This window comes from Acididesulfobacillus acetoxydans, assembly GCF_902729405.1.
Lineage (GTDB): Bacteria > Bacillota > Desulfitobacteriia > Desulfitobacteriales > Desulfitobacteriaceae > Acididesulfobacillus > Acididesulfobacillus acetoxydans.
On sequence record NZ_LR746496.1, the window covers coordinates 981,248 to 993,849 of the forward strand.

Consider the following 12,602-nt stretch of genomic DNA (forward strand, 5'->3'; position numbering starts at 1 on the left):
CAGCTTTCGGGGGAGGATGGAAATGAAAAAGATTTTAATTATTGAAGACGACGCCAGCATTGCCGAATTGCAGAAAGACTATCTGGAACTGGCCGGGTTCGAAGTTACGCTGCGGACGGATGGGGAGAGTGGCAGGCAAGCGCTTCAAGCCGGAGGGATTGACCTTCTCATTCTCGATATCATGCTGCCGAGGCTTGACGGCTTGGATATCCTGCGCGGGATGAAAGAAAGAAAAGATATTCCGGTCCTCCTCGTCTCGGCCAAAAAAGAGGAAGTAGATAAGATTAAAGGGCTGACTTTGGGGGCGGATGATTATATCACCAAGCCCTTCAGTCCGGGGGAATTGGTGGCTCGGGTTAAGTCTCACCTGGAAAATTACGGGCGTTTGAAAGAGAAGTTTGGATCCGGGGTTAGGAATACACCCACTCTGCGTATCCGCGGCCTGGAGATAGACCGGGATGCCCGCCGCGTCTTCGTGCACGGAGAAGAGGTGAGCCTGGCCCAGAAGGAATTTGATCTGCTGCTCTTTTTAGCTCGGAATCCGAACCGTGTTTTCGGCCGCGAGGAGCTCTTTGAACGGGTCTGGGGTTTAGAGTCCTTGGGCGACGCTTCCACCGTGACCGTGCATATCGCCAATGTGCGCAAGAAAATTGAAAGTACCCCCGGGAACCCTCAGTATATTGAAACCGTTTGGGGAGCGGGGTATCGCTTCAAAGTGTAAGTGCTCCGATAATTGTTCCCGAACGGCAGGAATTGTTACGGCTATGGCGAAAATAGACTATATAGAAAATGGATTAGTAGGTCAGTAAGGAAGTTGTTCAGCGCTGCCCGGCCGTGTCAGTTAGGGAGACGATCATATGGATGTTGAACGCTTTGCCTTTTATCAGCTGGGTGAATGCCTTGGCCGAGCCATGGAGTGTGCCGACTTCCCCATGCTGGTGAAAATCCTGGGTTCTCTGGGTTTGGGTGATCTCCAGATCGACTGGAAAAATAACCGGCCCGTGTTTCGCTTGTCCGTGTACGGCAAACCAAGAGCCGCATCCGGCACGGTTTCCTGCTTTTTTCAAGCCGGTTTTTTAGCCGGGTGCTTGCAGAACTTTTGGCGGGAGCAAGTCAAAATTGTGGAAACCAAATGCCTGAGTTTGGGAGACAGCTGTTGCGAATTTTCTGTTATAATAGACTCCGCCCAGCCGAGGTCGGCTTTTTGCCCCTTGGCGCCGGGGGGGGTGGTCGGGCAGGTCGACAAATTGGCTATCCATTCCTTTTTGGACCTGCAGAAACAGTGGTTGCAGGCGCGTAGTGTCAGGGGTACGGCCGAGGTCGGACAAGCGAAAAAAGCGGAGAAGAATAATTCGTCTTCTCCGCTTTTCACCCTCGAAGATTTGAAAGGGATATCCCAAAGTATGGTCGATTTAAAGCAAATGGCCGCCAGGGCGGCCCGCTCGGATTTCACGGTCCTCATTCAAGGGGAGTCAGGCACCGGTAAGGAACTGTTGGCTCAAGCTATCCACCATATGAGCCGGCGGGCGCAGGGACCGTGGATCAGCCTGAATTGTGCCGCCGTCCCGGAAAATCTCTGGGAGGCTGAGTTTTTTGGTTTTGAGGAAGGCTCTTTCACCGGGGCGAAAAAAGGCGGCAATCCGGGCAAGATCGAGCTCGCGCACGGGGGGACGCTCTTTCTGGATGAAATCGGCGACATGCCCCTGGCGATGCAGGCTAAATTGCTGCGGGTACTGCAATATGGGGAAGTGCAAAAACTGGGAAGTGTTCGCCGCTGGGCAGCAGACGTGCGCTTGATTGCGGCTTCCAATAAAAATCTGACGCGACTGGTGGAGGAGGGTGCCTTCCGGGAGGACCTTTATTATCGACTCAATGTCATTAGGCTGGAGATTCCGCCCTTGCGCGAACGGCCGGAGGATATTCCGGTTCTCGCCCTCCACATCCTGGCCAAGCTCAGCGGCAAATATCCCGAGAGTTCCAAGAACATTACTCCCACCGCCCTGGAGCGTTTGCAGCAATATGTTTGGCCCGGAAACGTGCGGGAGCTGGAAAATATCATGGAGAGGGCTTTTTCTTTGATTGACGGCGCACTGATCGATTTGGAGGACCTCCTGGTCTTTCTGCCGGGTAACCTCACCTCTCCGGCCGGCCAGGCAGGCGGCTCGCTCAAAGACAGTTTGGCGGGAATTGAGCGGGAGCTGATCCTGGAAGCGATAGAAGCGGCCGCAGGTAACCGTACCCAGGCGGCCCGGATTTTAGGCCTTTCCCGTTCCACACTCCATGTCAAATTGAAGCGGCACAATATTGTTGGGCGCGACGAGCCTTAGGTGCGGACGAATTAAGCAGAATAATCCGTGAACTGAGTATTCACAATAGTCCGGATTATAGGACGGGACGTCCGGAAAACCGGACAGTTAAGTCTCCTCCCCCAGAGGAGACTTTTTCTGCTTATCAGACCCCAGCTCAGTCCCAAGCCGCCAAGGGGCATCCGCAAATGCCAAAATGACCAGGGTAAAAACATTTCCGCAGTGGCATGCATTTTGCAACCCGAGGATGGGTCAGGAACTAAATAGATTCCAGAGGAGGGAGGCCCATGGCAGAAGCACTGCCGGTCGTGCAGGAGGGGAGCTTGGATCCTGATTTTAAGCGCTTGATTGAAACCCTGTCCGGCGCCCAAAACCTCAATGCCTGCATCCAATGCGGAACCTGCTCCGGTTCCTGTTCGTTCAGCGAGCGGATGGCGCATACGCCCCGGCGCCTGCTGGAGATGGTGCGGGCCGGGATGCGGGAGGAGGTTCTGAACAGTGACACTTACTGGTACTGTACCTCATGTTACTACTGCACTGTACGCTGCCCGCGGGGAATTAACCTGACCGAAGTCATGTATGCGCTTAAACACCTGGCCATTTCGGTAAACAAAGACAAAAACGCGGCTTTTTACGATTGTTTTGGGTCTGTCCTGCAAAGCTACGGCCGGCTCTATGAAAACGGACTGCTGCTGAAACTGGCTTTGAAGACGGATCCCCTGATGCTGGTCGCTTACGGTCCTATCGGGGTGAAGATGTTTCTCAAGGGCAAACTGAATATTCTGCCCAGCCGGGTGCGAGCTCTTTCGGAAATCCGGCGTCTTTACGAAAAAGTAGGGGAAATGGAGGAAAAAATATGAGTTATGCCTATTACCCGGGTTGCTCCCTCCATGCCACGGCTCGCGAATATGATGAGTCAACCAGGGCGGTTTTCGAAAATCTGGGGATAGGCCTGCGGGAGATCGAGGATTGGAACTGCTGCGGGGCCACCGCACTGCCTTCCACCAGCTACCTCTTTTCCCTCGTCGTTCCCAGCCGTAATCTCGCCTTGGCCGAGGAGGCGGGGGAAGACGTGGCGGTGGCTTGTAATTCCTGTTTTGTCACTTTGCGCCGGGCCAAGTCCGTCTATGAAGAAAATCCGCTCTGGCGCGCCAAAATTCAGGAAGCCATGGGCGCCATCGGCCGAAGTTTTACGGCCAGAGTCCAGATCAGGCATGTTCTCGATATTGTGGTCAACGATGTGGGCTTGGACCGGATAGCCGAGACGGTGCGCAGGCCTTTGCAGGGTTTAAAAGTCGTGCCTTACTACGGCTGTCAGATTGCCCGGCCGAAAAACGAATTTGCCCACCCTGAACTGCCTACGGAAATGGATCGCCTCTTGGAGGTCTTAGGGGCTGAGGTCCTGCGCTATGATCACAAGACGAAATGCTGTGGCGGCGCCTTGATGACGACGAAACCGGAAGCGGTTTTGGAACTGGAAAAGGAACTTCTGGGTGAAGCATATCTGCGGGGGGCGGAGGCTATGGTCGTGAGCTGCCCGCTCTGCCAGTTTAACCTGGATGCGTATCAGGACAAAGTCAATAAACGCTTCCAAACAAACTACCATATCCCGGTGATTTATTTCACGCAGCTTCTGGGGGTAGCCCAGGGGATAGCCCCGAAAAAACTCGGTCTGAAACGCAACCTGGTTCCGCTCAGGGGACTTCTGCACAAGTATTACGGGGAGGTGATTTAATGGCAGAGGAGATCAGGACCGGCGTCTATGTCTGCCATTGTGGCACGAATATTGCCGATAAAGTGGATGTCGAGGCGGTGGGCAAGTTTGCCGGAACCCTGCCGGGCGTAGTTGTCAGCCGGGATTATAAGTACATGTGCTCTGACCCCGGCCAAGATTTGATTAAGAAAGACATTAAAGAATTGGGCTTAAACCGAGTGGTTGTCGCTTCCTGCTCCCCCCGGATGCACGAGCCGACCTTTCGTCGGGCGCTGGCAGCCGCGGGGCTCAACGGATACCTCTTTGAGATGGCCAACATTCGCGAGCAGGTTTCCTGGGTCAGCAGCAATCCCCTGCAGGCGACGGTTAAAGCCAAATCCCTCGTTTCCGGCGCGGTGCGTAAGGTCAAATACAACCGGCCTTTGGAGGAAAGGTATGTCCCGGTCAATCCGAACGTGTTAATTGTGGGCGGCGGGGTGGCCGGTTTGGAAGCCGCTTTGAAAATAGCCGGGTCGGGAAACCAAGTCTATCTCGTGGAAAGGGAGGCCTCGTTGGGAGGCAAGATGGCGAAGTTTGACAAGACCTTTCCCACCTTGGATTGTGCCGCTTGCATCCTGACCCCGAAAATGGTAGAGGCCGGGCAGCATGAAAAGATTAAGCTCCTGACTTACAGCGAAGTGGTTCAAGTCGACGGTTTTGTCGGTAACTTCCAAGTCAAGGTCCGGAAAAAAGCGCGCTATGTGGATGTCAACAAATGCACGGGCTGCGGAGATTGTGAGGCGGTTTGCCCCGTCAACACCGTGGACAAATTTAATGAAGGGTTGAGCCAGCGCAAGGCTGTTTTTAAAGAGTTCCCCCAAGCGGTTCCTAATGTTTACCAGATAACGAAAACCGGGACGCCCCCTTGCCGGTTGACTTGCCCGGCTGGGGTCAACGTGCAGGGATACCTGGCTTTAACCCGCCAGGGCAAGTTTAGTGAGGCGCTGGCTTTAATCCGGGAGGCTATGCCCCTGCCCGCGGTCTGCGGCCGGGTCTGTTTTCACCCCTGTGAAGGGGAATGCCGGCGCGGGGATATTGATGCGCCGGTGGCTATTAACGCGGTCAAGCGATTTTTGGCCGACTATGAAGCGAAAAACGGGTCTGCTCAGCCTGCGTCCGCTCCCGCCAGTGGGCGCAAAGTGGCTATTGTAGGCGCAGGCCCGGCCGGCTTGGCGGCGGGCTATTATCTGAGCAGGGCCGGACACGAAGTGGTCATTCTGGAAGGCAAAGCGGAAGCCGGTGGGCTGCTTCGCTACGGTATTCCCGAATACCGTTTGCCCAAAGAGATTCTCCGGCGGGAAATCGACCAGATCGCCCGCAGCGGTGTGAACATCAGGACTAACCAATGGCTGGGGCGGGACTTCACCCTGGAGAAATTGCGCCGGGAATATGACGCGGTCTTTCTGGCCTTGGGCACGTCCAAGGAGCAAACCCTGGGCATTCCGGGCGAGGATCTGCAGGGAGTCTTGAGCAGCCTCAAGTTTTTAGAATCGGCCAACACGCGGGCGGAGAGCGTTCGCGGCCGGGTACTGGTCATCGGCGGCGGCAATGCCGCGGTGGACGCCGCCCGTACGGCTTTGCGCCTGGGGGCCCAAAGCGTGGAAATCGTGTACCGGAGAACGCGAGACGCGATGCCGGCTTTTGCCGAGGAAATCCGGGAGGCGGAAAAGGAGGGAGTAAAATTCCGTTTTCTCACCGCTCCCTTGCGGGTCGTGGGCCGGGGCGGTCGGGTGCAGGCCTTGGAATGCCAGCCGCGGCAGCTGGGTGAGGTGGATGCCGGCGGCCGGCGTAAGAGCATTCCCGCTACAGGTCCGAATGTCCTTTTGGAAGCGGAGTTGATTATTGCCGCCGTGGGTCAGAAAGTGGAACTTCCCGCTTCTTTGGTAGGCAGGGTGGCCCTTGCCGCCAAGGGAACGGTTCAGGTCGATGAATATGGTAAAACGACAAGTGACGGGGTCTTTGCCGGCGGGGACCTGGTGAGCGGTCCCTCGAGCATGGTGAGTGCAATTGCGGCCGGAAAAGAGGCCGCCGGCATCATTGATGCTTTCGTGCGCGGTGAGGCACTGCCGGGGCCGGCTCCTAAACCCCGTCCCCTGCCCAAAGCCGCAAGCGTGACAGAGTTTTACAAGGCCGCCCGCCATGAGCCGGCCCAACTGGAACCGGAAAAGCGGCGCGGTTTGAGTGCCGAGGTCACGGTCACCCTGAGCGAAGAAGAGGTCCTGGATGAGGCCAAGCGTTGTTTGGATTGCGGGGTCTGCTCGGAATGCCAGGAGTGCGTGAAAGTGTGCCAGGCCGGGGCGATTGATCACCGGATGCAGGATGAAGAAGTGGAATTGGAAGTGGGCAATATCATCCTGGCCACGGGTTACGAGATCTTGGATCCCAGTGTCGGCGTGCAGTGGGGTTACGGGCGCTTTCCTAATGTGCTCACCGGTCTGCAGTTTGAGCGTCTGACCAATGCCTCCGGGCCCACCGCGGGTCGGATTGTGCGGGAAGACGGGCGGGAGCCTGAAGCTGTCGCCATCCTGCACTGCATCGGCAGCCGGGATAAAAACTACAAAGAATACTGTTCCCGGGTCTGCTGTATGGCCAGCCTGAAATTTGCCCATCTGGTCAAAGACAAGACCAAGGCCAAAGTGTACGAATTTTATATCGACATGCGTGCCTATGGCAAGCAATACGAAGAATTTTACAACCGGGTTCAGGATGAAGGGGTAAATTTCATCCGGGGTAAAGGAGCCGAGGTGCTGGAAAAGGACGGGCGGCTGGTGATCCGGGCCGAAGATACCCTCCTAGGTGTTTTCCGGGAAGTCCCGGTGGATATGGTTATCCTCAATACCGCGCTCATCCCCCGTGCCGATGCCGACGCAGTGGCTCGCCTCTTCACGATTCAGCGCAGTGCCGACGGTTTCTTCCTGGAATCCCATCCTAAATTGGAGCCGATGAAAACGGCGACCGACGGGATCTACCTGGCCGGGACCTGCCAGGGGCCGAAAGATATCCCCGATACCGTGGCTCAGGCTGCCGGTGCGGCGGCCGAGGCTTTGGAGAAGATTTCCGCCGGCCGGGTGCGGGTTTCCCCCATTACCGCTTATTGTCTGGAAGAACTTTGTTCCGGCTGTAAGACCTGCATTCCCCTGTGTCCCTACAATGCTATTACCTTCTCGGAGGAGAAAAAGGTGGCACTTTACAATGAAGCGCTCTGTAAAGGGTGCGGAACCTGCGTGGCTTCCTGTCCTTCGGGGGCGGCCCATATGCGCAACTTTGAAGAAGAACAGATGCTGGAGATTATCGAGGGGGTGTGTGCGCTGTGAGTGAACTTACGACGGGCTCTGCGGCCGCGGGTTCCGCGTCTGAATATGAACCGAAAATCGTCGGTTTTCTCTGCAATTGGTGTGCCTATACGGCTGCCGATCTGGCCGGAATTGCCCGTATCAAATACCCGGACAACATCCGCATCGTCCGGGTGATGTGTACCGGCCGGGTAGAGCCCACCTTTGTCCTCAAAGCCCTCTCGGCCGGAGCGGATGCCGTCTTGGTGGCGGGGTGCCATCCGGGTGGCTGCCATTATCAGGAGGGCAACTATAAGGCCTACAAACGCACCCTTTTGCTCCAGAGCATGCTGCCCCAATTCGGGATCGAGAAAGAGCGTTTCCGGTTGGAATTTGTCGCCAGCAGCGAAGGGGAGAAATTTGCCCGCGTGGTGGGAGACATGGTGGCCAAGATCAAGGAGTTGGGTCCGCTGTCCGGCGCCGGGACGAGGCTCGCCGCCCTGGACGGTTTCTTCGCCGCGGACGCAAGGATGGAAGGAGGGGTGAATCTTGGCTGATAAACTAAAGTTCGCTTTCTACTGGAACGCCAGCTGCGGCGGCTGTGAGATCGCGGTGCTCGACATCAACGAAAAGATTCTCGATGTGGCTGCCCTCGCGGACATCGTCCTCTGGCCGGTCGCTCTTGATTTCAAGTATCACCATGTCCGGGCCCTAGCCGACGGCTCGATCGATGTCAGTTTCATCAACGGTTCGATCCGCAACTCGGAGCAAAAAGAGATCGTGGAACTTCTCAGGGAAAAGAGCAAGGTCGTCGTGGCTTTTGGTTCCTGTGCCCACTTGGGCGGGATTCCGGCCCTGGCTAACCTGTGCAGCCGCGCGGAGATCTTCGATCGGGCTTACCGGGAAACACCCAGTACGGTCAATCCCGAAAATGTTCTGCCCCGGCCGCGTACCCGGGTTCCGGAAGGAGAATTGGAACTTCCCGTCTTTTTCGATCACGTCTACCGCCTGGATGAGGTCATCCCGGTGGAATACTATGTTCCGGGCTGTCCTCCCACCCCGAGCATGATCGCGGAGGCGGTGACGGCCATCGCGACGGGGAAGCTGCCGCCGGTGGGTACGGTCTTCGGCAGTGCCAGGACGGTGTGCGATTCCTGCCGGCGCACCAAGGAGGAAAAGAAAGTCAAGGCCTTCCACCGTATCCACGAAGTGGAGGCCGACCCGGAGCGTTGTTTCCTGGAACAGGGGATTATCTGTGCCGGGCCGGCCACCCGGGACGGCTGCGGTACGCTCTGCCTCAATGCCAATATGCCCTGCCGGGGTTGTTTCGGTCCTCCGGACGGAGTGGCCGATCAAGGGGCACGCCTTTTGTCCGCTCTGGCTACGCTGGTGGACAGCAAAGATCTGGACGAGATTCAGGGGTTGATCGACCAAGTGGTCGACCCCGCCGGCTATTTTTACCGTTTCGGGATGTCCAGTTCCCTGCTGAAACACAAAGTCCTGCGGCCTGAAAGAACCGCTGCTGCGCAGGGGGAGACAATGGCCCAAGCGGCGGCCGCCGCTGAGGAAGGGAGGGGGAGCCGGTGAGTATGAAACAAGTCACGATCAATCCCATCACCCGCTTGGAGGGGCATGGTAAGATCGAGATTTTCCTCGATGAGCGGGGGGATGTCGCCAACGCCTATTTCCAGGTCCCGGAACTGCGCGGGTTTGAAAAGTTCTGCGAGGGCCGTCCGGCTGAGGAGATGCCCCGGATTACCCCCCGCATTTGCGGGGTCTGTCCTTCCGCCCATCACATCGCCTCGACTAAAGCCCTGGACGGAGTTTTCAATGTCGAGCCGCCCCCGGCCGCCAAGAAACTGCGCGAACTCTTTTACAATGCCCACATGATCCATTCCCATATTGCCCATTTCTACGCTCTGGCCGCGCCTGATTTTGTGGTCGGTCCGGACGCGGACCCGGCCGAGCGCAATATCCTGGGGGTCATTGGCAAGGTTGGGCTGGAAGTGGGCGGCGAGGTGATCAAACACCGGGCCTACGCTCAGGGTATCCAGGCCATGATCGGGGGAAAGCCCACTCACGCGGTTTGCGGTTTGCCGGGGGGGATGAGCAAAAGCATCACGGAAGAAGAGCGGCGGGATATTGAAGCGCAGGGCGAATCGCTGGTCCGCTTTGCTCAGTTTTCCCTCAAGATTTTTGAGGACGTGGTGCTTAAGAACAAGCGCTATGTGGATCTGATCCTGGGCGACCTCTATTATATGAAATCCTATTACATGGGCATGGTCGACGCTGCGAACAAGGTCAGTTTCTACGAAGGCCAGGTTCGGGTGGTCGATCCGGAGGGTAAGGAATTTGCCAGGTTCTCGGGCTTGGATTATCTGGAACACATTGGCGAGCATGTGGAGCCTTGGTCCTATCTTAAGTTTCCCTTCCTGAAAAAACTGGGCTGGCAAGGGTTCCAAGACGGCCCCCAGAGCGGGGTCTACCGCGTGGCTCCCCTGGCCCGGCTCAACGCGGCGGATGGCATGGCCACACCCTTGGCTCAGGAAGCCTATGAAAAGATGTACTCCACCCTGGGGGGTAAGCCGGCTCATCATACCCTGGCCAACCACTGGGCCCGCTTGATTGAGCTCCTCTATTCTTCAGAAAGGGTCTTGGAACTGGCCCGCGACCCGGAGATTACCAGTCCCAGGATCCGCGCCTTGCCGGAGGGTAGGCCCAAAGAAGGGGTGGGAATTATCGAAGCCCCGCGGGGGACGCTCATCCACCATTATCAGACCGATGAAAAAGGTATCTTGACTAAAGTCAATTTGATTGTCGCCACAGGTAACAATAATGCCGCTATTAACATATCGGTGCAAAGAGCGGCCAAAGGTTTGATTAAAAAAGGCAAGGTGAGCGAGGGGCTGCTCAATATGGTGGAAATGGCCTTCCGGGCCTATGATCCCTGCCTGGCCTGCGCCACCCACAATCTCCCCGGTTCCATGCCGCTTCTGGCCAGAATCTACGATCATGAAGGGAATTTATGGCAAGAAGTGAACTCGTTTAACCAAGACTGAAGGGCGAGACTTCCATGGTGAATCTAGGGAACCATTTCCACTTGTAAAAGGGGGAGTCTCAGGAGTGGATGAAGCAGGACTAAACCGTGCTCCGACAAGTGATAGAGTAAATAACACGCGCACAGATACAGGTGGCGCAAGGACAAGAGAAGTCAGGCTACAAGAAGCGGTGGGTCACGGGGACTTAGGACGTGATCCGGCGCTGGGAAAATCAGGGCTGAGCGGGGTTTTGTCCGAAAGAGACGCCCGGTCCCAAGAAGCGGGGTCAGAAGGAAAGATGCTGAGGAGTGAAGGTAAGGGAAGAAAAACAAACTTGCTGATCCTCGGACTGGGCAATACCCTGCTCTGCGATGACGGGATCGGGATTTATCTGGGGCGTCTCGTCAGTGCCTTGCTGGCGGAGGAGGATGATTTGCCCGGGGCGGCGCCGGATTTTGTCGAACTTTCCTTGGCCGGCCTCCAACTCTTGGATTATATTTCAGGCTACGAGCGCTTGGTGATCATCGATGCCATCCAGACGGCGGACGGAGCGGCGGGGCAATTGTACACTTTTGGTGAAGAAGTCTTGGCCGGCACCGTGCGTCTGACTTCGGTCCATGACATCAACCTGGCCACGGCCCTGCAGCTGGGGCGCAGGTTGGGCATGAAGATCCCGTCTCAAGTGCTCATCTACGCTGTCGAGGCCAAAGATGTCTTTACTTTTCAAGAGAGCTGTACTCAGGAACTGAGCGCCGCCATCCCCGAGTTGGCGGCCAGGATCAGCCGGGATATCCGGGAAAAACTTGCCGGCTGAGGGTGCCCGCCGAATCCGCCGACTTCCTGACAGGCCCTGCTGCAGGCATTGTAAGTGGCATGGCAACGGACCTGGCAACACGACATCAAACCACCTCCGGCATAGCCGGAGGTGGTTTGATCACCAGTGCATACCAAACATACAAGGGGGAAAGCTAAGCCGGAAGAAGCTTAAAGGGAGTAAAAGAGCATGAATAATCTGGAAGAGATGGCTGACCATGGGGTGGAGCAAGCAAACTACGATGCTGTCCGGCATAATTGGCAAGACATTAGTCTTACTGCGGCGGAGATCGGTGAACTATGGGCCATGTATTTAGCTGAAAGTATGTCCACATGCATGCTTCCTTATTTTGTTGCCAAATCGAAGGACCCGGATATTCACTCCGTGCTGCAATTTTCCTTGGATATCTCGGTCCAACATGTGCAAGCGATCGCCGATATATTCAACGGGGTAAATTTTCCCGTCCCTAACGGTTTTACGGATCAAGACTTCGACGTGAACGCCAAACCGCTTTACTCTGAACCGTTTATGCTCCTGTATACCACTCTTATGGCCCACTACGGGGTTCTGGGTTTTGGTCTGGCCTTTACCAGTTCATCCCGCCCGGATATCAGCGAATTCTTCGCGGCCTGTCTTGACCATTCTCAAGAAATGACGCAAAGAGCCCACACCGTTCTGTTGGCAAAAGGACTTCTTCCCAGAGCGCCTAATATTCCGATTCCCGATAGAGTAGAATATGTGCATGACGTGTCGAGTTTTTATAAGGGCTTGATCGGGGACAAGAGACCGCTCAACGCCCTGGAAATAGAACACCTTTTCGTTAACATTGTTTCGAGATCCTTAAGAAACACCTTAATTACGGGCTTCGAGCAGTGCACAAAATCCAAATTGGTCAAGGATTACTTGAGTCGATATCGGCTCATGAATGACAAAGAGATCGATGTTCTGACGAAGATCTTGGAAGACAACGATTTGTCTGGTCCGCCAAATTATGATAATCATGTGACCGAGTCTTTGGAGTCTCCTTTCAGTGACAAGTTAATGATGTTCCACACTACAGTCATGATAGCCAATGCCATTAGCAGTGGGGGAATGGCTCTGGCGAACTGCACCCGGGGTGACCTCATCCTGACTTTCGGTCGTTTCATGGCTGAACTCGGTGAGTTTGCGAAGGATGGCGTCAACCTCATGATCAAACAAGGCTGGTTGGAAAGGGTTCCGGAGTCCGCGAATCGTAAAGAATTAAGCACACAATGAGAAAAGCCGGCAGCGCAGGGACTGTCAGCGCGCTATGGACGCTAGTGCAGTCTCTGTGCATGGGACCCACTCCCACTTGTAGAACCGGGAGTCTTACGCTTTGGATAAAGAAACGTGAGATCCACCATACTAGGGTCGGCGACTGAATTTCAGAGGATTTAA

General features: G+C 55.8%; 10 protein-coding genes. All 10 read left to right on the top strand.

Annotated elements, in window-relative coordinates; genetic code table 11:
• The first annotated feature begins 22 nt into the window (after window positions 1–22).
• The 10 genes from MNU25_RS04390 (at window position 23) to MNU25_RS04435 (ending at window position 12,440) form a co-directional block, all read left to right on the top strand.
• Entirely contained in the window at window positions 23–721 is a 699-nt protein-coding gene (locus MNU25_RS04390) for a response regulator transcription factor (protein WP_240983951.1), read from the top strand.
• Between the two features lie 136 nt (window positions 722–857).
• Window positions 858–2,327, top strand: a complete 1,470-nt coding sequence (locus tag MNU25_RS04395) for a sigma 54-interacting transcriptional regulator (protein ID WP_240983952.1) — start codon at window positions 858–860, stop codon at window positions 2,325–2,327.
• A 266-nt stretch (window positions 2,328–2,593) separates the two neighbouring features.
• On the top strand, window positions 2,594–3,166 hold the full coding sequence (locus MNU25_RS04400; RefSeq protein WP_240983953.1) for a 4Fe-4S dicluster domain-containing protein: 573 nt from the start codon (window positions 2,594–2,596) through the stop codon (window positions 3,164–3,166).
• Window positions 3,163–4,041: a CoB--CoM heterodisulfide reductase iron-sulfur subunit B family protein gene (locus tag MNU25_RS04405; protein WP_240983954.1), complete on the top strand. Its 879-nt coding sequence runs from the start codon at window positions 3,163–3,165 to the stop codon at window positions 4,039–4,041. Before MNU25_RS04400 ends, MNU25_RS04405 begins: the two co-directional genes overlap by 4 nt.
• Window positions 4,041–7,373 carry an NAD(P)-binding protein gene (locus tag MNU25_RS04410; protein WP_240983955.1) on the top strand — a complete coding sequence of 1,111 codons (3,333 nt, stop codon included), beginning with the start codon at window positions 4,041–4,043 and terminating at the stop codon, window positions 7,371–7,373. The genes MNU25_RS04405 and MNU25_RS04410 overlap by 1 nt, the downstream gene beginning before the upstream one ends.
• Window positions 7,370–7,888, top strand: a complete 519-nt coding sequence (locus MNU25_RS04415) for a hydrogenase iron-sulfur subunit (protein ID WP_240983956.1) — start codon at window positions 7,370–7,372, stop codon at window positions 7,886–7,888. The genes MNU25_RS04410 and MNU25_RS04415 overlap by 4 nt, the downstream gene beginning before the upstream one ends.
• Window positions 7,881–8,918: an NADH-quinone oxidoreductase subunit B family protein gene (locus tag MNU25_RS04420; protein WP_240983957.1), complete on the top strand. Its 1,038-nt coding sequence runs from the start codon at window positions 7,881–7,883 to the stop codon at window positions 8,916–8,918. The genes MNU25_RS04415 and MNU25_RS04420 overlap by 8 nt, the downstream gene beginning before the upstream one ends.
• Window positions 8,919–8,920: 2 nt before the next feature.
• Window positions 8,921–10,390 carry a Ni/Fe hydrogenase subunit alpha gene (locus MNU25_RS04425; protein WP_240986723.1) on the top strand — a complete coding sequence of 490 codons (1,470 nt, stop codon included), beginning with the start codon at window positions 8,921–8,923 and terminating at the stop codon, window positions 10,388–10,390.
• A 64-nt stretch (window positions 10,391–10,454) separates the two neighbouring features.
• Window positions 10,455–11,183: a hydrogenase maturation protease gene (locus MNU25_RS04430; protein WP_240983958.1), complete on the top strand. Its 729-nt coding sequence runs from the start codon at window positions 10,455–10,457 to the stop codon at window positions 11,181–11,183.
• A 189-nt stretch (window positions 11,184–11,372) separates the two neighbouring features.
• Complete coding sequence (locus MNU25_RS04435; protein ID WP_240983959.1) at window positions 11,373–12,440, top strand: DUF3231 family protein; 1,068 nt, start codon at window positions 11,373–11,375, stop codon at window positions 12,438–12,440.
• Window positions 12,441–12,602 lie beyond the last annotated feature (162 nt).

What these genes read in the sequence shown, in the direction of transcription:
- MNU25_RS04410 (WP_240983955.1), top strand. Translation starts at nt 4,041, where the DNA reads ATGGCAGAGGAGATCAGGACCGGCGTCTATGTCTGCCATTGTGGCACG.
- MNU25_RS04400 (WP_240983953.1), top strand. Translation starts at nt 2,594, where the DNA reads ATGGCAGAAGCACTGCCGGTCGTGCAGGAGGGGAGCTTGGATCCTGAT.
- MNU25_RS04405 (WP_240983954.1), top strand. Translation starts at nt 3,163, where the DNA reads ATGAGTTATGCCTATTACCCGGGTTGCTCCCTCCATGCCACGGCTCGC.
- MNU25_RS04395 (WP_240983952.1), top strand. Translation starts at nt 858, where the DNA reads ATGGATGTTGAACGCTTTGCCTTTTATCAGCTGGGTGAATGCCTTGGC.
- MNU25_RS04435 (WP_240983959.1), top strand. Translation starts at nt 11,373, where the DNA reads ATGAATAATCTGGAAGAGATGGCTGACCATGGGGTGGAGCAAGCAAAC.
- MNU25_RS04390 (WP_240983951.1), top strand. Translation starts at nt 23, where the DNA reads ATGAAAAAGATTTTAATTATTGAAGACGACGCCAGCATTGCCGAATTG.
- MNU25_RS04425 (WP_240986723.1), top strand. Translation starts at nt 8,921, where the DNA reads ATGAAACAAGTCACGATCAATCCCATCACCCGCTTGGAGGGGCATGGT.